The sequence below is a fragment of the Streptomyces sp. NPDC050560 genome, assembly GCF_044457285.1.
Taxonomy (GTDB): Bacteria; Actinomycetota; Actinomycetes; order Streptomycetales; family Streptomycetaceae; genus Streptomyces.
In genome coordinates this window covers 368,109-388,021 of record NZ_JBITGT010000004.1, presented here as the reverse complement: position 1 = coordinate 388,021, position 19,913 = coordinate 368,109, and the positions used below count along the sequence as shown (strand labels likewise).

The following is a 19,913-nucleotide window of genomic DNA, read 5'->3' as shown; positions in this document are numbered from 1 at the left end:
GCCCTGCCGCGGCGTCCAATACCCTTCGCGCCGCATTGATACCCTGAGGGTATGGATCTGGATCTGCGCAAGCTGCGCTACTTCGTGGCGGTCGCCGAGCACCGGCACTTCGGCAGGGCGGCGCGTCAACTCTTCATCGCCCAGCCGGTGCTGAGCCGTCAGATCAGGGCCCTGGAGCAGGAGTTGGGGTGCGCGCTGCTCACCAGGACGACCCGCAGCGTGGAGCTGACGTCCGCCGGGGAGCTGCTGCACGAGGAGGCGAAGGAGATCATCGCGGGGGTCGACGCGGCGCTGCGGCGGGTGCACGACGCGGCGGGCGGGGTGCAGCGGCTCGTGGTCGCGTTCTCGCCCGGTCTGCCCGCCTCGGAGGCGGTGCGCGCGTACTCGGCGAGGTACCCGCGGATCGAGATCGACCTGCTGCCGGTGCGCTGGTGGGAGCAGGACATGCCGCTGCGCGACGGCCGCGCCCATGTCGGCTTCCTCAGGCGGCCGTTCGACGACACGGGTCTTCGCACCGTGCCCATCGGGCACGAGCGCAAGGTGGCGTGCGTGCCGGTGACCCACCCGCTGGCGGGCCGGGCGACGCTCGGCATGGCCGACCTCGAAGGCGAGCAGATCCTCGACGTGCCGACGCGGCGCACCTCGTCGGTGGAGGAGAAGTTCGAGCACATCGCCGCGGGGCACGGCATCGCGCTCGTCCCCACCGGCGTCGCGCGCTCCTACTCCCGCCCCGACCTCGTCTATCTGCCGGTCGGGGACCTGCCGCCCGTCGAGACCTGTCTCGCGGTGGTACGGGGCAGGCGCGAGCGGCGGCTGCTCGACTTCCTGCGCATCGCCACCGAGGCCCTGCGCGAGCCGGCCGGGCGGACCGCCGCGCCCGGCGCCTGACGTCCCCTCAACAGGCGTTCGTACGAACCCGGTTGCCGGTACCGTCCGGCTCCGCGTAGTGCCGCCTGGCCCGTGCGTGCGCGCTCGGCGGCAGCCCGAGGTGGTCGAGCCCGAGCAGGGCGGCGCCGAGCACCGGGCGCGCGGTGACCACCCGCGGCAGCGCCCGCGGCGCCCGCTCGGCCAGCCGCCCGGCCACCCCCTCGTTCAGCCGGGGGTGCCGGGCCGCGAGCACACCCCCGCCGAGCAGTACGGGCACCGGCTCCCCGAGCAGCCCCAGGCGGCGCAGCGCCACCACCGACATGGTCACCACCTCGTCGGCCATCCGGTCCACCAGGCCCCCCGCGACCGTGTCGCCCGCCGCGGCCGCCGCGAACAGCACCGGGGTCAGCTCGTGCCGCCGTGCCCAGTCGAGGTCCCCCAGGTGGAACGCCTCGATCAGCGCGTACATGGAGCCGAGCCCGAAGTGCGCGGGCAGCGCGTGCGCCAGCGCCGTCGCGCCGCCCCTGCCGTCCTCGGCGCGCGCCGCGCACCAGATCGCCTCCTCGGCGAGGCCGCCACCGCCGCCCCAGTCCCCGGAGAGCCGCCCGATGGCGGGGAAGCGCGCGGTGCGCCCGTCGGGCAGCATCCCCACGCAGTTGATCCCGGCGCCGCACACCACCGCCACCCCGCAGGGCTCCGCGTCCTCCACGAGCCCCGCGCGCAGCAGCGCGAAGGTGTCGTTGCGCACGGTGGTCTCCTCGCCCCACCCCCGCTTGTCGATCGCGGCGGCCAGCCGCTCCTCCTCCACCGGAAGGTCCGCGTTGGCCAGGCACGCCGACACGTGCCGCACCCGGGCCCCGGGCGGCAGCCCGGCGTCCGCGAACGCCCGCTCCACCGCCTCCCCGAGCGCGTCGACCGCGGTGTCCACCCCCACCGCGGGCGGCCGGAAGCCGCCGCCGCGCGCCGTGCCCAGCACCTCGCCGCGCCCGTCGACCACCGCCACATCGGTCTTGGTGTTGCCCGCGTCGACCGCGAGGACGGCCGGGTGTGCCGGGCCGGGGTCCGTGCTCACGCCCACGCCAGGTGCTCCCGGTTGTGCGCGATCAGCTCGTCCGTCAGCCGCTGCGCGTACTCGATCTGCCCCACCAGGGGGTGGGCGAGCAGCGCGTCGAACACCGCGCCCCTGCTGCCGTGCAGCGCCGCGCGCAGCGCCAGGTCCTCGTACGCGGTGACATGCGCGATCAGGCCCGCGAAGCGGGGGTCGACGGCGGGCACCGCGAGCGGCGCGGCGCCGTGCCGGCCCACCGCGGCCTGGGTCTCGATGACGGCGTCGTCCGGCAGGAACGGCAGGGTGCCCCGGTTGAGGGTGTTCACCACCTGGTACGGGCTGCCGCCTCCCGCAGGCCCGCCGAGCAGCGCCGCCGCCAGGTCCACCGCCGCCTCCGAGTAGTAGGCGCCGCCGCGCTTCGCCAGCAGTTCGGGCTTCTCGTCGAGCGCCGGGTCCCCGTACATCCGCAGCAGTTCCTTCTCCATCGCGGCGACCTCCGCGGCCCGCGACGGCTTCGTACGCAACTCCCGTACCACCGCGTCGTGTTGGTAGAAGTAGCGCAGATAGTACGAGGGCACCACGCCGAGCCCGGCCAGCACGGGCAGCGGCAGCCGCAGGTCCGCGGCGATCGCCTCGCCGTGGTCCGCGAGCAGCTTCGGCAGGACGTCCTCGCCCTCGGGCCCGCCGAGCCGTACCCCCGTCTCCCAGGTGAGGTGGTTGAGCCCGATGTGGTCGAGGTGCACCTCGCCGGGGGCCACCCCGAGGTGTCCCGCGAACTTCCGCTGGAAGCCGATGGCCACGTTGCACAGGCCGACCGCCCGGTGCCCGGCGGTGAGCAGCGCGCGGGTGACGATGCCGACCGGGTTGGTGAAGTCGATGATCCACGCGTCCGGATTGGCGCGGCGCACCCGCTCGGCGATGTCGAGCACCACGGGCACCGTCCGCAGCGCCTTGGCGAGGCCGCCCGCGCCGGTGGTCTCCTGCCCCACGCAGCCGCACTCCAGCGGCCAGGTCTCGTCCTGCTGTCTCGCGGCCTGCCCGCCCACCCGCAGTTGCAGCAGCACCGCGTCGGCGCCGTCCACCGCCGCGTCCAGGTCCGCGGTGGTGGTGATGGTGCCGGGGTGGCCCTGCTTGCGGAAGATGCGCCGCGCCAGGCCCCCGACCAGGTCGAGGCGGTCGGCCGCGGGGTCCACCAGGACCAGCTCCTCGACCGGCAGGGTGTCCCTGAGCCGGGCGAAGCCGTCGATGAGTTCGGGTGTGTAGGTCGAGCCTCCGCCGACCACGGTGAGCTTCAAGGTTCTCAGCCCTTTACTCCGGTGAGGGTGACGCCTTCGACGAAGGCTTTCTGTGCGAAGAAGAACACCAGGACCACGGGCGCCATCACGAGCAGGGTGGCGGCCATCGTCAGGTTCCAGTTGACGCTGTGGGCGCTCTTGAACGACTCCAGGCCGTAACTCAGCGTCCAGGCGCCGGGGTTCTGCGCGGCGTAGATCTGCGGTCCGAAGTAGTCGTTCCAGCAGTAGAAGAACTGGAAGAGGGCGACCGCGGCGATGCCCGGCTTCGCCATCGGCACCACGATCCGCAGCATGGCCCGCAGTTCACCGCAGCCGTCCACCCGCGCCGACTCGATGTACTCGCGCGGGATGGTGAGGAGGAACTGCCGCAGCAGGAAGATCGAGTAGGCGTCCCCGAACGCCATCGGGACGATCAACGGCCAGAGGGTGCCCGCGAGATGGAACTGCTGCGCCCACACCAGGTACATCGGCACCACGATCACCTGCGGCGGCAGCATCATGGTGGAGATCACCAGCAGCAGCGCGGTACGCCTGCCCCGGAAGCGGAACTTGGCGAGCGCGTACGCCACCGGCACCGAGGAGCACACCGTGAACAGGGTGCCGAGGCCCGCGTACATCAGGGAGTTCTTCCACCAGTCGAGGAAACCGGGGGTGTGGAACACGTCCGCGTAGTTGGACCAGTGCCACGACGACGGCCACAGGTCGCCGCTGAGGGCCTGCCCGTCGCTCATCACCGACGTCAGGAAGACGAACACGAACGGCAGCAGGAACAGCAGCGCGAGCGCGACCGCGAAGGCGTGCACGGCGATCCAGTGCAGCAGCGCCCCGCGGCGGCCGGCCCGCCCCGACGGCGCGGGGGAGCCGGCCCGGCGGCCCGCGGCGCGCGGGCGCCGCGCCGTGGTGACGGTGGATACGGCCATGGAAGCTCCTATAGATCGTCAAGCGGCTCGGGTGAGCTGTTCAGCAGTGATCTGAGGGTGAGGCAGGTGTCGGTAGACCTCGCGGGCGACGAACCGTTTCAGGCAGCGGACGATGTCCTTCTTGGCCATGCCTTCGGCGGTGCGTCTGGCGACGTAATCGCGGGTGCGCTGGTCGTGGCGCATGCGGACCAGCACGATGGTGTGCAGGGCCCGGTTGGCCTGGCGGTCACCTCCCCGGTTGAGCCGGTGCCGGTTCGTGCGGCCCGATGACGCCGGGATCGGGGCGGCGGCGCACAGGTGAGCGAAGGACGCTTCCGAGCGCAGGCGGTCGGGGTTGTCGCCCGCTGTGGTCAGCAGTTGGCCGGCGGTCTCGGGGCCGATGCCGGGCAGCGCGACCAGCCGTGGTGCGGCCCGGGTGACCAGCGGGCCCAGGCCGGCGTCGGCTTCCGCGATCTCCTCGCCGAGCCGCTGGTGGCGGCGGGCGAGCCTGCGCAGCGTGACCCGGGCCGCGTGGTCCGGGTCGGCGAGGTCGCCGACGGGACGGGACCGGGCCAGGGTGTCGATCAGCTCGCCGGTGGCCAGGCCCCGCAGTTTCTCCCGGACCGCGGCGGGCGCCGTCACGATGAGGTTGCGGATCTGGTTGATGGTCTGGGTGCGGGCCTTGACCGCCGAGCTGCGGGCCACCCGCAGGGTGCGGATGGCTTCCACGATCCCGTCACGGGACTTCGGCGTGCCCGAGGCCCGGCCGGACAGGACGGCAGTAGCGGCGGCGTAGGCGTCGGCCGGATCGGACTTGCCGTTGTCCCGGCGGGCCTTGCGGTCGGGGCGGTCGACCTCGACGACGGTGACGCTGTTGGCGGTCAGGAAGCGGGCGACCTCGGCGCCGTAGGCGCCGGTGCCTTCCAGGCCCACCGCGAGCAGTTCGCCGTGCGAGCGCAGCCAGTCCAGCAACTGCTGGTAGCCGTCCGGGGTGGTGGGGAACGCCTTGGTGGCCAGGTGCCGGCCGATCGTGTCGATCACCGCGGCCTGGTGCAGGTCGGTGTGGGTGTCGATGCCACCGATGACCGCTATCTCGTCTGCTGCCATGCTGGAGCCGGGTGTCCTTCCGTCCGACGTGTGTGGGAGGGCACGTGCCGGTCGGGCAGACGGACAAGACAGTGATGGGACCTTTGGCCGGGCTCCTATGAAGTCACAGATGCCCGACCGGCCACGCGCGCGGTGGCCCCGCCCGGACGGCCGACGAATCCACGGAAGGACAGCCGAAGCGCCAGTCAGTCCTGGGGTCAGACCGCCGAGCGGAGCCACAGCAATCATCACTGTCAGTCCTCCGCGGTGAGCAGGCCGCTGCTTCTGCGCATCAGCAGCACGGTGACGGCCATGGCGATGGCGAACAGCACGAGCGAGAGCACGCACGCCGCCCCGGTGTTGAAGTTCTGGAAGCCCATCGAGTAGACGAGCTGGGGCACGGTCAGCGTCGAGTGGTCCGGGTAGCCGGGCTGGATCACGGAGCCGGGGCCGACGGAGACACCGGAGGCGAGCTTCCCCGCCACCAGCGCCTGTGTGTAGTACTGCATGGTCTGCACGACCCCGGTGACCACCGCGAACAGCACCACGGGCGTGATGGCGGGCCAGGTGACGTAGCGGAACCTGCCCCAGGCGCCCGCGCCGTCCAGCTCGGCGGCCTCGTACTGTTCCCCGGGCACGTCGAGCAGCGCCGCCATGAAGATCACCATCAGGTCCCCGATGCCCCACAGGGAGAGCAGCACGAGCGACGGCTTCGCCCAGTGCGGGTCGTTGAACCAGTTGGGTCCGCTGATCCCGAGGTGGCCGAGGATCTCGTTGACGGGGCCCGTGGCCGGGTTCAGCAGGAACACGAAGGCGACGGTGGCGGCCACCGGTGGCGCCAGGTACGGCAGGTAGAACACGGTACGGAAGAGGCCGGCGCCGCGCCTGACGCGGGTCACCAGCATCCCGATGCCGATCCCGAACACCACCCGCAGCGCCACCATCACCACGACGAGCCACACCGTGTTCCACAGCGCGGGCCCGAACAGCGGCATCTGGCCGAGCACGTACTTCCAGTTCCGCAGGCCCACGAAGGTGGGTGCCTTGATCTGGTTGTAGTGCATGAACGAGAAGTAGACGGTGGCCACGAGCGGATAGCCGAAGAACACCGAGAAGCCCACGAGCCAGGGCGACAGGAAGCCGAGCACCCGCAGCCGCTCCCGGCCCCGCCGGGACAGGCGGGGCGCACGCGGTCCTTCGGTGTCCTTCGGGCGGGCGGCGGAGCCCGCCGGGGTCAGGGGCAGTGCCATGGCGGTACCTCAGTTCTCCGACTGGAGGTTGTCGGCGTCTATCTGGTGGTCGAGCCGCTTCAGCGCCCCCGGCAGGTCGCGCACCCCGCCCGACTCGACGTCGTAGGAGAAGTCCTGGAACGACACGATGTACTGGCCGCCGTTGTCCGAGGGCGGTATGGCCTGGCTGTACGGGTTCTGCGCGATCCTGATGAACTGCCGGAAGGACGGATCGGCGTCCAGCTTCGGCGACTTGAGGGCGGCGAACGTGGACGGGACGTTGTGGATGGCGTTGGCGAACGCGACCACCTGGTCGGTGTCCACGGTCAGGAACCGCAGCAGTTCGAACGCCGCGTTCTGGTGCTTGCTGCTGTGCGCGATCCCGGTGACGGTGCCGGTGAGGTAGCCGCGGCCGTAGGTCTTCGCCTGGTCGTCGGGGACCGGCAGCGGTGCGACGCCCCAGTGGAACTTCGCCTTGGCCGCGTCCAGCATGAGGCCGCGCCACTCGCCGTCGAGGTGCATGGCGAGCTTGCCGGTGAGGAAGCCGTTCTGCGCGGACATCTCGTCGCCGAGGGTGGTGCGCAGCCGCTCCAGCTTCCCGTAGCCGCCCTCGGCGTCCGACACCGACTTCATCGCGGCGAAGAACCGCCCGGTCTTCGGCTCGTCGGCGAGCGCGGCCTTGCCGTCGCCGTCGAAGTAGCGCGGGCCCCACTGCGCGAACATCCGGTCGGGACTGTTCTGGTACAGGCGGAAGTCGGGCATGAACCCGGCCCGCTTCAGGGTGCCGTCGCCGTTCTTCTCGGTGAGCTTCTTCGCGTCGGTGGTCAGCTCCGACATGGTGCGGGGCGGGTGTGCGATGCCGGCCTCGGCGAACGCGTCCTTGTTGTAGTACATCCCGAAGGCGTCCGCGAGCAGCGGCAGCGCGCACTGGGTGCCCTGGTAACGCGTGTAGTCGAGAAGGGTCTTGGGGAACACCTTGGCCTTCTCGATGCCGTTCTTGCGCAGGAACGGGTCGAGGTCGGCCCACATCCCGGACGAGCAGTACTGGCCGACGTTGTTGGTGGTGAACGACGTCACCACGTCCGGTGCGTCGGAACCGCCCGCGCGCAGCGCCTGGTTGATGGTGGCGTCGCTGACGTTGCCGGTGGACTCCACATGGATGTTGGGGTGTTGCTTCTCGAAGCGGGCGATGCTGTCGTCGATCGCCTTCACCTCGCCCGGCTCCGACCAGCCGTGCCAGAACTTCAGCGTCACCGGCGCGTCGGGGTCGTCGTCCGCGCTTCCGGTACTGGGGTTGGCGCAGCCCGCGAGGAGGAGCCCCGCGGCGGCGAGCACCGCGACCGCGGCGGTGCGGGGGTGTCGAAGCGGCATGGGACCTCCTGGTGCGGCGGGGGAGTGTCGGGCGGTGGGAGCGGGCGGGACGAAGGGTGCGGGGCGGGTGCGGAAGCGGTGGGGCCTGTGGGGGGGCGGGGCGTGGGTCAGGAGGTGTCGAAGACGGTGTCGCGGGCGCGGTCGAGGGCGGTCCTGAGCGCCCCGGTGAGGATGGGGTCGCCGGTGAGGCCGCCGAGCCGCAGCAGGGGGCGGGGCAGCGCGAGCCCGGTCAGTTCGGCCTCGACCCGGCGCCGCAGCTCCTCGCCGCCCGCCGCGGCCACCTGCCCCGACAGCACGACGAGTTCGGGGTCGACGACGGCGACGACGGAGGCGATGCCGGTGGCGAGGCGGCGCGCGGTCTCGTCGAGGACCGCCGTGTCCCGCAGCGCCTCTTCGAGGGGGCGGCCGCCGCCGAGCGCCCGGACGGCCGAGCAGGAGACCAGGCTCTGCAATCCGCCGCCGCCGTCGTCCCCCGCGGTGGCGGACTCGCCGCCGTGCGCGAGCGGCGCCCCCGGCACCGGCATGTAGCCGATCTCGCCCGCGCCGCCCGTGACGCCCTGGAGCAGGGTGCCGCCGAGGACGATCGCGGCGCCCACCCCGCGGTCGGCCCACACCAGGACGTAGTGGTCGTGGCCGCGCGCCGAGCCCTCGTACCGCTCGGCGACGGCGACGAGGTTGACGTCGTTCTCGATGGCGACCGGGGCGCCGAGCGCTTCGGCGAGGTCGCCGAGCAGGGTGCGGGACTGCCAGCCGGGCAGATGGGGCGCGTAGCGCAGGGTGCCGGTGCGCGGGTCGAAGGCGCCCGGGGTGCCGATGACGGCCTGGCGCAGCCGCTCCGGGGCGAGCCCCGCCTCGTCGAGCGCGGCGGTCACCGCCTCGCGGACCAGTGCGGGGGTGCGCCTGCGCACCTCGTCGTCGAGGGCGTCGGCCACCACCCGGGAGCGGCCGACGGCGGTGCCGCCGAGGTCGGCGACGACCGCGCTGATGCCGGTGTGCCCCACGGACAGCGCGGCCACGTGCGCGGCGGCCGGCTCGATCTCGTAGAGCACGGCCCGCGGTCCCGGACGGCCGCTCTGGCTGCCGGTGGCGCGCACCAGGCCCGCCGATTCGAGGCGGGTCAGGAGCTGGGAGGTGGTGGGCTTGGAGAGCCCGGTGAGTTCGCCGAGCCTGGTCCTGGTGAGGGGGCCGTGCGCCACCAGCAGATCGAGCGCGGTGCGGTCGTTCATCGCCCGCAGCACGCGCGGTGTGCCCGGAGTCGACCCGCTGCCGCCCATCGCCCGCCCACCCTCTTTCGTGACGCCTCCCGGAACCGGAACTCCCCGAGGGCCGGGGGCCCTTCGCACGGCTTCCGGGCTTCCCCCGCGGCCCGAGACGGCGGCCGCGTGATTGATAGGAAGCTTTGCTAACAGTTGCCGGGAACATAGAGGCGCCCGGGAGAGGGTGTCAAGGGGTGTGACGTCAGGAGCCGGTGATCCTGGCGGCCCCGGCCTCCGGGCGGCGACGATCCGCGATGTTCGCGGTGGCCCTCGCGGCGCGCGGGTGGTGTGCGCGGGCGCCCGCGGCGGGGCCCGCGACGGTCGGCCGGAGCCGCCGCCGCTGATACCCCTGCGGACGGGGATGGACCGCGACATGACGAGCCGTCAGCGTTGCTGCGCGGGCCCGCAGTTCACCCCTCGTCGAGTGCGGCCCGTGCGAGCCGTACCGCTCCGGCGACCGGTTCGCCGCCGTAGACGGTGAGGCGGGGCACGCCCAGGGGGCGCAGGGCCGTGCTGACGGCCGCGGCGAGGGCGGGCTGGGCGGCGATCACGGAGCCGCCCGCCACCACCCGGCCGACCCTGGCGCCGCGTGCCACCAGGTCGCCCACGAGCCCGGCGAGCGCGGTGGCGCCCCCGTCGACGGCGGCGCGCGCGGCGGGGGAGCCCGCGGCGGCCGCGGCGTACACGTCGGGCGCCCAGCGGGCCCACACCCGGGCGGGCTCGCGCTGCATGAACCCCGCCACCTCGCGCAGCGAGCGCGCCCCCGAGCGCCGCAGGAGCGGCGCGAGCAGCGGATCGTCACCGCCGCCACCGCGGTCCTGCGCCGCGGCCAGCAACCGCACCGCCTCCCGTACGGTGCCCCAGCCCGAGGCGGGATCGCCGAGCAGCCACCCCCAGCCGCCCGCGTACAGCGAGCGCCCCGCGCCGTCCCTGGCCACCGCGATGGAGCCGGTGCCCACCACGAGGCAGCCGCAGGGCTCGGGACCCGGCACCGCGGCCTCCAGCAGGAAGGCGTCGTTGACCACCCGTACCGGGGCGGGGACCAGCGATGCGAGCGCGGCGCGCAACTGCTCGCACTCGTCGTCGGAGTCGCAGCCGTGCGCGCCGACGCCGATCGCCGCGGGTGTGCCGTCGGCGGTCCGCGCCAGATGGCCGGCGATCAGCCGCGCCTTGCCCTCGGCGTCCAGGTCGGTCCAGTCGCCCGCGGGGTGGGCGGCGTCGGCGAGCACCGCGCCGCCCGGTGCCGCGAACCGCAGCCGCGTCCTGGTGCCGCCCGCGTCCACGCCCACCACGTACCGCCCGTGCGGGCGGGCCGCGGTGGCCCCGGTGTCCAGGCCGCCCGTGCGGCCGGTGTGCTGGGTGTTGGTCTTCTCGTTCACGTGTAGCCCGCGTCGCTCTCTTCTGCCGCCCCGACCGCCGGGACGCCGCCGCCCCGGCGGCGCCCTTCGCGCCTCAGCGCCCGGCACCCGCCGCGGCGTAGAAGTCGAGGCAGAGCGCGAGGGTGTCGCGCGCGGTGCGCACCGTGGACGAGGGCGCCCTGCCGTGGCGCACCGCGCCGAGCAGGGTGTCCAGGGTGTCGAAGGTGTCGTCGGGGAGCCGGGTGAACGTCCACTCGCCGCCGCCCTCCTGCACCCCGAGCAGCCCGCTCGCGGTGTCGTGCCACACCGCGCCCTCGCTGCCGACGAGATGGGCGCGGTTGGTGAAGGCGCCCCGGGGCGCCACCCAGGTGTCCTCGACGGTGACCACCTGGCCCCCGGCGAGGGTGAACACCGCGTGCCCGTAGTCCTCGACGGGCAGGCCGGGGTGCGCGATGTTCGCCACCGTGCCGGCGACGTCGACCACCGGGGAGTCGAACAGCCAGCGCATACGGTCGAGTTGGTAGACGGCGTGGTCGATCCAGCCGCCGCCCGGGGTGCGCGCGGGGTCGGTGAACCAGCCGGGCCCGTCGGTGGCGCCCGGCCAGTTGACGGGCAGGGAGCTGTTCATCGCGAAGGTGCCGGTGCGCAGTTCGCCCAGGCGCCCCGAGTGCACCAGCGCCGAGAGCCGCTCGGCGAGCGCGGAGGTGCGGCGCGACTCGCTCGGCACGAAGACCACCCCGGACTCCTCGACGGCGGTGACCACCCGGTCGGCGTCGGCGAGGTTCATGGCGACCGGCTTGACGGCCACGATGTGCTTGCCCGCGCGCGCCGCCGCCTCGCACAGCCGGGGGCTCAGGTCCACACTGGTGAAGCAGGCGACGGCCTCCACCTCCTGATCCGCTATCAGCTCTTCGAGGTCGCCCGTGGCGCGGGCGCAGCCGGTCAGCGACGCCACATGGCGGGCGCGCTCCGGGTCGGCGTCCGCGACGCCCCTGAGGTCGACCGCGGGGTCGGCGGCGGCCCTGCGCGCGAAGGGGATGCCCGCGTACCAGTGGTCGAAGCCGATGACGGCGAGCCGCAGCGGCTCGGCCGCCTCGGCGGACGCGGGTTCTGGCGTGGCGCTCGGTGGCGTGGTCATGTGGGCTCCTTTGCGTACGGGGCGGCGTACCGGCGGGGGAGGTGTGTCCTCGCCGGTGTGCGGGCGGGGCGGTGGCGCGTCAGAACGTCGTCGTCAGCTCGACCGCGCGGCCCTCGGCGGCCGACACCGTGACGCCGAGCATGATCTCCAGGGCGTGCCGGGCGTGTTCCGCGGTGAGCACCGGGGCGGCGCCGTCCAGCACCACGTCCGCGAGGTGGCCCACGAGCAGCGCCCTGCCGTACGTGGCCCTGCGGGTGTCGGTGGCGAGCGGGGCGGTGGGCTCGACCCAGCCGTCCACGCCGTCCGCGATGTCGGTGCGGTACAGCTCAAGGTCCGGCCCGTCGGGGCGCAGGATGTTGAGGACGCCGCGCCTGCCGAAGATCTCCACCTTGGGGCTGCGTGCGGCCAGCACGTTGAAGGTGCCGTCCACGACCGCGTACACCGAGTCGCCGAAGTCCAGCATGAACAGGCAGTTGTCGGGGGCCGTGACCGGCATCTCCAGGCCCTTGAAGGGGCCGCCGCGCACGGTGCGCACCGGTTCCGTGACGCCCGCGAAGGCGGTGACGCGGCGGGCCGGGCCTAGAATGCCGGTGATCTCGTGGATGCCGTACACACCCATGTCGAGCAGGGGGCCGGAGCCCTCACGGTAGAACCAGCTCGGGTCGGACGGCCAGCCCGCGGGTCCGCCGCCCGGGCCCGCGTGGGAGCTGCGCACCCGGGCGAACGCCACCCGGCCGAGGGCGCCGTCGCGCACCAGCGCCGCGGCGCGCTCGTAGGGCTCGTAGAGCAGGTCGGGCGGGGCGCACACCACGCTCAGGCTCCGCGCGGCGGCGAGTTCGATCAGCTCGTCGGCCTCGGCGAGGGTGGCGGCGAGCGGCTTCTCGCTCGCGAGGTGCTTCCCCGCCTCCAGGATGCGGCGCGACGTCTCGGCGTGTACGGGGATGGGGGTGAGGTTGACGACGGCGTCGAGGTCGGCGCCTTCGAGCATCGCGTCGAGGGAGCCGAAGGCGGCGGGGATGCCGAACTGCCCCGCCACGGCGCGCGCCTGGTCCTCGACCACGTCGGCGAGGGCGGTGACCGCCACCCGCGGCGCGAAGTGGTGGATGTTGGGCAGCACGCCGTACGGGGCGGTGGCGATGCCGCCGCTGCCGAGCACGCCGACGCGCAGGGTGCCACCGGAAGCGGCAGCGGCAGCGGAGGCCGTTGCGTCTGTCATCCCGCCTCATCTCCATTACTGGAAAGTTTCTTTACTAGTTGAGGATCGTAGCCTCTGGATTCGGTGTGCACCAGGGGGGTTGCGGGGGCGTGTGCTGCGGGTTCCGTCGGTAGATCGGGCGCGGATAACGAATGGATTACGCGCCGCTCGACCCCTTTCTATAAAGAAAGTTTCTGGTACGTTCCTCGGCACCGAACGAGCGAACTCGTCGGCGGACGAGCGGAACGCAGGGGAGCGACATGGCCGTCAGGGGAACACCGTCCTGGCTCGGGGACCAGAACGCCGCGATGGCGCTGCGGCTGCTGCTCGACCACGGCCCGCTCAGCCGCAACGGCCTGGGCGAACTCAGCGGCCTCTCCAAGCCCACCGCGGCGCAGATGGTGGCCCGGCTGGTGGAGAAGGGCCTCATCGAGGCGGTCGGCGAGACGTCGGCGGGCCGCGGCCCCAGCGCCACGCTCTACGACGTGCGCAACGACCTCGCCTACGGGGTGGCCGTCAACGTCGACCAGGAGGGGGTCCGCTCCACCCTGGTCGACCTGCGCGGCACCCCGTTCCCGGTCGCCGAGCGCAGCGCCTCGGGGCTCGGCGGGCGGCGCAGCGCCGCGCGGGACGTCGCGGGGGCGGTGCTCGGCGCCTGCGAGTCGGCCGAGGTGCCGCTCGCCGATGTGCGCCAGGTGTGCGTGGGGGTGCCGAGCAGCGTCGACCCGCGCTCCGACGAGCTGAGTTCGGTGCAGGCCATGCCCGGCTGGTCGCGCAAGAGCATCCGCCACCAACTGGAGGAGGCGCTCGGCTGCGCGGTGCGGGTCGACAACGACGTGAACCTGGCGGCGGTCGCCGAGCGCGGCACTGGTGCCATCGGCGCGGAGGCCACCTTCGCGCTGCTCTGGGTCGGCTACGGCATCGGTCTCGCGGTCGACGTGGCGGGCACCGTGCTGCGCGGTGCCTCGGGCGGTGCGGGTGAGATCGGCAACCTGCCGGTGCCCAGGGGAGTGCTCGGGCCCGATGTGGCGGCGGTGGACCTGGAGGACCTGCTCGGCGCCGCCGCACTCGACCGCATCGGCCGGGACACCGGTGCCTCCCCGCACACCTTCGAGGACGTGCTCGGCGGCGCCCCGCTGCCCGACGCGGTCCTCGACGTCTTCGCGCCCCGGCTCGCCCAGGGCGTGATACCGGTACTCGGCGTGGTCGACCCCGAACTCGTCGTCTTCGGCGGCCCGGTGGGCCGCGCGGGCGGTGAACGGCTCGCCGCGCGCACCCGTGCCGCCATCCGCGACCACACCCGCTGGGACCCCCGCGTCGAGACCACCGGCGTGACGGGGGACGCGGTGCTGCACGGCGCCAGGTCCGTGCTGCACGAGCGGCTGCGCGCCGACGTCACCCGGCGGGCCGGGGCCGCGGTGAGCGAGGAGGACCGCTCCCGGATCATCCGGACCAATCTGCGCGGCATCAACTGACGCCGCGCGCCCGGCACCCGTACCGCCACGAGGCGGCCGGGCCCCGGCACCCGTACGCCGATCGGCAGGAGGTTTCAGCGGTGGGAGCGAGAAGGACGGCGGCCCTGGCGTGCGCGCTGGCCGCGGTGGCGGCGCTCGGCCTTTCCGGCTGCGGCACCGGCGGCGACGACCCGGTCGCCGCCACACCCCCGAAGCACCTGTCCGGCACGATCCAGCTCTGGCACCACTACTCGGACCGCGAGGCTTCCGTCATCCAGGACGCCGTGCACGGCTTCGAGAAGCTGCACCCGGACGTCCACGTCGACGTGCACAGCGGCCAGCAGGACACCAAGATAACCCAGGTGGTGGCCTCGGGCGGCGACGTCGACGTGCTGCTGACCAACCTCAACGCCACCCTCGGCACCGCCTGCAAGACCATGTCCGACCTCGCCCCCTACATGAAGCGCGACGGCGTCAGCACCTCCCAGTTCCAGGACATCTTCGCCCGCGCCACCGCCTTCGACGGCCGCAGGTGCAGCCTGCCGACCACCTCGGACGTGTACGGCCTCTACTACAACAAGACCCTGCTGGCCAGGGCGGGCATGACACAGCCGCCCCGCACCCTGGACCAACTGGAGTCCATGGCGCTGAAGTTGACCACGTACAAGAAGGACGGCTCGATCAAAACACTGGGCTTCGACCCGCTGGTCGGCTTCCAGCAGAACACCTCGGGCACCCTCAGCGCCGCCGCCGGGGTCACCTGGACGAAGAACGGCGACTCCGCCATCGCCACCTCCGAGCCCTGGCACCGACTCCTCGCCTGGCAGCGGGACTTCGTCCACAAGATCGGCTACGACAAGCTCAAGACGTTCAGCGCGGGACTCGGCGACGAGTGGTCCGCCGACAACGCCTTCCAGACCGGCCGCATCGCCATGGCGCTCGACGGCGAGTGGCGCGTCGCGTTCATCCAGGACCAGGCCCCCCACCTCAAGTACGGCACCGCGCCGTTCCCGGTGCTCGACGGCGGCGGCCGGCGCTACGGCGGCGGCTTCGTCTCCGCGGCCGACGTCGGCGTCAACAAGCGCTCGAACCACAAGGAGGCCGCGTGGGCCCTGGTGAAGTACCTCACCACCGACACCGGTGCCGCCGTGCGCATCGCCAACGGCATCAAGAACATCCCCACCCTGAAGGCCGCGGCCGAGTCGCCAGGACTCCAGGCCCCCGCCCCCTACCGCACCTTCATCCGCGCCTCCGCGGACCCCGCGTCGAGCACCAGCCCGATCACCGAGATCGGCGCCACCCTCACCGCCACCCTCGACAACTACTGGACCTCCTTCCAGCAGGGCTCGGGCAAGGGGCTCGCGGACGGCCTGCGGAAGGTCGACACCGACATCAACAACGCGCTCAGCCTGCGACGGGCGAAGTGATCGCATGACACACCCCAAGGCGGCCACCGCCGCACCCACCGCGGCCCGCCCACGGCGCCCGCACCCCGCCTCCCGCGGCAGGCGCGGCGCGCTCGCCCGCCGCTTCCCCAGGATCGCCCGGCGGCTGCCGCTGTGGACGATGCTCGCACCCGGCCTCGTCGGCCTCCTCGTCTTCTTCCTCTATCCGCTGCTGGCGAACCTGTACTACTCGTTCACCAACTACGACCTCGCCGGCCCCCCGCACTGGATCGGGCTGCGCAACTACCAGTACCTCTTCACCCAGGACCCCCGGGTGGGCCACGCCGCCCTCAACACCCTCTGGTTCGTGCTGATCCTGGTCCCGGTGCGCATCCTGTGCTCCCTCGGCATCGCCACCCTGCTCACCCGCCGCAAGCGGGCCGCCGGACTCTGGCGCACCCTGTTCTACGTGCCCGCGCTCGTGCCGCCCGTGGCGTCCGTGGTCGGCTTCGTCTTCCTCTTCAACCCCGGTACGGGGCCCGTCAACACGGTGCTGCGCCACCTCGGGATCAAGGGCCCGCTCTGGTTCAACGACCCGTCGCTGTCGAAGCCCTCGCTGCTGCTGCTCGGCATCTGGATGATGGGCGACATCATGGTCATCTTCCTGGCCGCGCTGCTCGACGTGCCCCGCGACCAGTACGAGGCCGGCTCCCTTGACGGCGTCAACGGATGGCAGCGGTTCCGCTACATCACCCTGCCGAACATCTCCCCCGTGGTGCTCTTCTCCGCGGTCACCGGCGCCATCGCCGCCCTCCAGTACTTCACCGAGGCCGCGGTGGCCTCCAGCGTCGCCAACGGCAAGACCGGCATCGACGCGGGACCCGACGTGCTCCTCGGCTATCCCGACGACTCCCTGCTGACCTTCACCCAGTGGATGTACGTGCAGGGCTTCAGCAGCTTCCAACTCGGCTACGCGGCCGCCATGGCCGTGGTGCTCTTCGTGGTGGCCGCGGCGGTCATGGCCGTACTGCTGCGGCGCGCCGGGACCTTCAGGCGCGGCAACACGGAACAGGGGTGAGCTGACCATGACGCTGAAGAGAGGTCTCACCTTCGTCGGCGAGCACGCCCTGCTGACCGCGCTCGCCGTCATCTTCCTCATACCGGTCGTCTTCGTCGCCCTCACCTCCTTCATGGGCGGCCACCAGACCCTCACGGGCGCCCTCTGGCCGCACCCCTGGGAGTGGGCCAACTACAGCAAGGCGTTCCACACCGCGCCGCTCGGCCGCTGGTTCGCCAACTCCCTGCTGTACGCGGGCCTTTCGACCGCCTTCATGCTCGTCTCCTCGGTACCCATGGCGTATGTGCTCGCCAAGGTCCGCTTCCGCGGCGCCAACCTGGTGTTCTTCGCGGTGATCGTCGCCATGCTGCTGCCGCCGCAGGTCACCCAGGTGCCCATCTACGTGATGTGGGCCCAACTGCGCGTCGTCGGCACCCTGGTGCCGCTGATCCTGCCGCACCTCTTCGGCAACGCGTTCTCCGTGTTCCTGCTGCGGCAGTTCTTCCTCACCATCCCCAAGGAGTACGCCGACGCCGCCCGGATGGACGGCACGGGGGAGTGGGGCGTGCTGCTGCGCGTCATGGTGCCGATGGCGCGGCCCGGCATCGCGGCGGCCAGCATCTTCATGTTCTTCCAGTGCTGGAATGACTACTACGGGCCGTTGCTGTACACCTCCGAGAACCCCGCCCACTGGCCCATCGCCTACGGCCTCGCCAGCTTCCACGGCTCCCACTCCACCGACTGGGGAGTGATCATGGCCGTCACCACCCTGGCCACCCTGCCCGTGGTGGTCGTCTTCTTCTTCGCCCAGCGGGCGTTCGTCGAGGGCATCACACTCACCGGCGTCAAGGGCTGACCACCCGCACACCCTCACCCCAGGGAACCACCATGAACCGCAAGACCCTCGGAATCGGCATCGTCGGCGCCGGGTTCATCGCCCGCTTCCATGTGCGGTCCTGGACCGCGGTCCGCGGCTCCGACATCGTCGCCACCTCCTCGCGCACCCTCGACCACGCCCGCGAACTCGCCGCGTACGCGGAGGAGTTGGAGGTCGGCAGCGATGTCGCCGCCTACGACGACGTGGCGGCCCTCGTCCAGGACGAACGCGTCGACGCCGTCTGGGTGCTGACGCCCAACCACACCCGCGTCGACGTCGTGCGGGCCATCTGCGCCGAGGTCACCTCGGGCCGCGCCGCCCTCACCGCCATCGCCGTCGAGAAGCCGCTTGGCCGCAACCTCGCCGAGGCCCGCCAGGTCGCCGCCACGGTGCGCGAGGCCGGGCTCCTGCACGGCTACCTGGAGAACCAGGTGTACGCGCCCCGCCTCACCCGCGCCAAGGACCTCATGTGGTCCCGCGGCGCCGACCGCTCCGGCACCCCCTACCTCGCCCGCTGCACCGAGGAGCACTCGGGGCCGCACGCCCGCTGGTTCTGGGACGGCGAGGCCCAGGGCGGCGGCGTCCTCAACGACCTGATGTGCCACTCCCTTGAGGCAGGACGCTTCCTCCTCACCCCGCCGGGCAGGCAGCCCTCCGAGTGGCTGACCCCGGTCTCGGTCACCGCCACCATCGCCTCCCTGCGCTGGGGCCGCGCGCGGTACGCCGCCGAACTCGCCGACTCCTACCCGGGCGGCCAGGACTACCGGCACACCCCGTCCGAGGACTACGCGAACGCCACCTTCACCTTCGTCAACGGCGACGGGGAGCCCGTCATCGTCGAGGCCATGACCTCCTGGGGCTTCATCGGCGCCGGTATGCGGCTCTCCTTCGAACTCCTCGGCCCCGAGTACTCCATGAGCGCCAACTCCCTCACCGGCGACGCCCAGGTCTTCTTCTCCCGCGCCCTGGAACAGGCCGCGGGCGAGGACATGCTGGAGAAGCAGAACGCGGAACAGGGCCTGATGCCGGTCATCGCCGACGAACCGGCCGCGTACGGCTACACCGCCGAGAACACCCACCTCACGCGCGCGTTCGCGGCGGGCCGCCAGCCCCTGGAGTCCCTGGACAGCGGCGTCGACGTCACCGAACTCCTGATGGCCGCCTACTACGCCGCCGAGACCGGCACCGTCGTGCGCTGGCCCGAGGTGCGCACCGCCCTCGACGACTACATCCCCGCGGTGGCCCGCCGCGCGTGGCGGCCACGGGGCTGAGACGGCGGCGCCCGCCGCCCTCGACCCGCTCGGAGAGAGCTTCGCCGGAGAGCTTCCGCAGGAGAGAGCTTCGCACCATGAACGAGATCACTTACGGCCCCCAGCCCACCGGGGACATCGGCTTCGACGAGGGCCTGTCCGCCGAACTCACGGCCCTCAGGGAGGTGGTGACCGACCTCCCCGGCCGCCTCACGGGCGTATGGCGCCCGCAGTGGCGGCACGTCCTGCTCGCCGGGATCGGCGCGAGCTGCGCCGCCCTCGCCACCCCGCAGTACGTGCTGCGCTCCTGCGGCCTCGCCGCGTTCCGTACCGACTGCTCCGACTTCCCGAGCGCGGAGGGCACCTCGCCCGATGTGGTGCTCGCCCTCTCCCAGAGCGGCCGCAGCCGCGAGACGGCCGAACTGATGACGGCGTTCCGCGACCGGGGTGTGCCCACCCTCGCCCTCACCAACGCCGACACCAGCCCGCTCGGCGAGGCCGTGGACACCGCCGTCACCCTCGGCGGCCACCCCGACAGCCGGGTCTCCACGGTCGGCTTCGTGGTGACGTTCGCGGCGCTGTCCATGCTCACCGACGCGGCCACCACGGGCTCCGTGGACGGGGGCTGGGTACGGCTGCCCGACCTGATCACGGAGGCGTTGGCCGCGGCGGCGCCCGCCCTGGACGCGTTCGCGTCGGGCCCGTTGGCCACGGGCCCCGTCGACGTGGTCGCCGCCGCCCCCCAGCTCACCACCGCGGAGGCGGTCGCCCTCCTCTTCCGCGAGGGCCCCCTCGTGCCCTCGGCGGGCCACGGCACCCGTACCTACCTCCACGGCTACATGGACAGCGCGGGCCCCCGCACCGGCCACATCCTCATCGGCGCCGACCGCGAGGCCCGCCTGGCCCGCCAGCTCGTCGAACGCGGAGCGGGGGTGCTGGCGGTCGCGGAAGCGGCGACGGAGTTCCCGCCCGGGGTGCACCGCGTGTCCGTACCACCCGGCCTGACCGCGCCCCAGCGGGCGCTGGTCGAGGTGTGCGTGTTGCAGCGACTGGTCGCCGCGGTGGCCGGGGTGCGGGGGAATCCGGTCGATGAGGTGGCGTTCAGGCGGGAGGACACGAAGATCGACGCACTGCGGGAGCTTTGAGGG

Annotated in this window: 17 protein-coding genes; 7 read left to right on the top strand and 10 right to left on the bottom strand. The window is 72.8% G+C overall.

Translation table 11 applies throughout. From position 1 onward, the window contains the following. The first annotated feature begins 51 nt into the window (after nt 1-51). Nucleotides 52-888, top strand: coding sequence for a LysR family transcriptional regulator (locus tag ACIBIW_RS11480; protein ID WP_399334552.1), 837 nt, complete (start codon nt 52-54; stop codon nt 886-888). A gap of 7 nt (nt 889-895) precedes the next feature. On the opposite strand, the gene ACIBIW_RS11475 is transcribed toward ACIBIW_RS11480, so the two are convergent. From ACIBIW_RS11475 to ACIBIW_RS11430, 10 genes are all read right to left on the bottom strand, one after another. Further along, nucleotides 896-1,945, bottom strand: a complete 1,050-nt coding sequence (locus ACIBIW_RS11475) for an N-acetylglucosamine kinase (RefSeq protein ID WP_399334550.1) — start codon at nt 1,943-1,945, stop codon at nt 896-898. After that, nucleotides 1,936-3,210, bottom strand: a complete 1,275-nt coding sequence (locus ACIBIW_RS11470) for a 6-phospho-beta-glucosidase (protein WP_399334548.1) — start codon at nt 3,208-3,210, stop codon at nt 1,936-1,938. Before ACIBIW_RS11470 ends, ACIBIW_RS11475 begins: the two co-directional genes overlap by 10 nt. 5 nt (nt 3,211-3,215) lie before the next feature. Then, entirely contained in the window at nt 3,216-4,130 is a 915-nt protein-coding gene (locus tag ACIBIW_RS11465) for a carbohydrate ABC transporter permease (protein WP_399334546.1), read from the bottom strand. 18 nt (nt 4,131-4,148) lie between these two features. Beyond that, a complete protein-coding gene (locus ACIBIW_RS11460; RefSeq protein WP_399334544.1) occupies nt 4,149-5,216 on the bottom strand; it encodes an IS110 family transposase in 1,068 nt (355 codons plus the stop codon). Between the two features lie 233 nt (nt 5,217-5,449). Beyond that, entirely contained in the window at nt 5,450-6,445 is a 996-nt protein-coding gene (locus tag ACIBIW_RS11455; protein WP_399334542.1) for a carbohydrate ABC transporter permease, read from the bottom strand. Between the two features lie 9 nt (nt 6,446-6,454). After that, complete coding sequence (locus ACIBIW_RS11450) at nt 6,455-7,795, bottom strand: extracellular solute-binding protein (RefSeq protein ID WP_399334540.1); 1,341 nt, start codon at nt 7,793-7,795, stop codon at nt 6,455-6,457. A gap of 107 nt (nt 7,796-7,902) precedes the next feature. Continuing rightward, complete coding sequence (locus ACIBIW_RS11445; RefSeq protein ID WP_399334538.1) at nt 7,903-9,021, bottom strand: ROK family protein; 1,119 nt, start codon at nt 9,019-9,021, stop codon at nt 7,903-7,905. A gap of 440 nt (nt 9,022-9,461) precedes the next feature. Beyond that, nucleotides 9,462-10,430, bottom strand: coding sequence for an N-acetylglucosamine kinase (locus ACIBIW_RS11440; protein ID WP_399334536.1), 969 nt, complete (start codon nt 10,428-10,430; stop codon nt 9,462-9,464). A gap of 73 nt (nt 10,431-10,503) precedes the next feature. Further along, a complete protein-coding gene (locus tag ACIBIW_RS11435) occupies nt 10,504-11,547 on the bottom strand; it encodes a Gfo/Idh/MocA family protein (protein WP_399334534.1) in 1,044 nt (347 codons plus the stop codon). Between the two features lie 79 nt (nt 11,548-11,626). Beyond that, on the bottom strand, nt 11,627-12,763 hold the full coding sequence (locus tag ACIBIW_RS11430) for a Gfo/Idh/MocA family protein (protein WP_399334532.1): 1,137 nt from the start codon (nt 12,761-12,763) through the stop codon (nt 11,627-11,629). A gap of 239 nt (nt 12,764-13,002) precedes the next feature. On the opposite strand from ACIBIW_RS11430, the gene ACIBIW_RS11425 reads away from it, so the two are divergent. The 6 genes from ACIBIW_RS11425 (at nt 13,003) to ACIBIW_RS11400 (ending at nt 19,910) form a co-directional block, all read left to right on the top strand. Next, on the top strand, nt 13,003-14,217 hold the full coding sequence (locus tag ACIBIW_RS11425) for an ROK family transcriptional regulator (protein ID WP_399334530.1): 1,215 nt from the start codon (nt 13,003-13,005) through the stop codon (nt 14,215-14,217). Between the two features lie 80 nt (nt 14,218-14,297). Beyond that, nucleotides 14,298-15,623, top strand: a complete 1,326-nt coding sequence (locus ACIBIW_RS11420) for an extracellular solute-binding protein (protein ID WP_399334528.1) — start codon at nt 14,298-14,300, stop codon at nt 15,621-15,623. Between the two features lie 139 nt (nt 15,624-15,762). Then, a complete protein-coding gene (locus tag ACIBIW_RS11415) occupies nt 15,763-16,659 on the top strand; it encodes a carbohydrate ABC transporter permease (RefSeq protein ID WP_399334870.1) in 897 nt (298 codons plus the stop codon). A gap of 7 nt (nt 16,660-16,666) precedes the next feature. After that, nucleotides 16,667-17,494: a carbohydrate ABC transporter permease gene (locus ACIBIW_RS11410; RefSeq protein ID WP_399334526.1), complete on the top strand. Its 828-nt coding sequence runs from the start codon at nt 16,667-16,669 to the stop codon at nt 17,492-17,494. Nucleotides 17,495-17,526: 32 nt separating this feature from the next. Next, complete coding sequence (locus tag ACIBIW_RS11405; RefSeq protein WP_399334523.1) at nt 17,527-18,786, top strand: Gfo/Idh/MocA family protein; 1,260 nt, start codon at nt 17,527-17,529, stop codon at nt 18,784-18,786. Nucleotides 18,787-18,863: 77 nt separating this feature from the next. After that, nucleotides 18,864-19,910, top strand: coding sequence for an SIS domain-containing protein (locus ACIBIW_RS11400; RefSeq protein WP_399334521.1), 1,047 nt, complete (start codon nt 18,864-18,866; stop codon nt 19,908-19,910). Nucleotides 19,911-19,913: the final 3 nt, after the last annotated feature.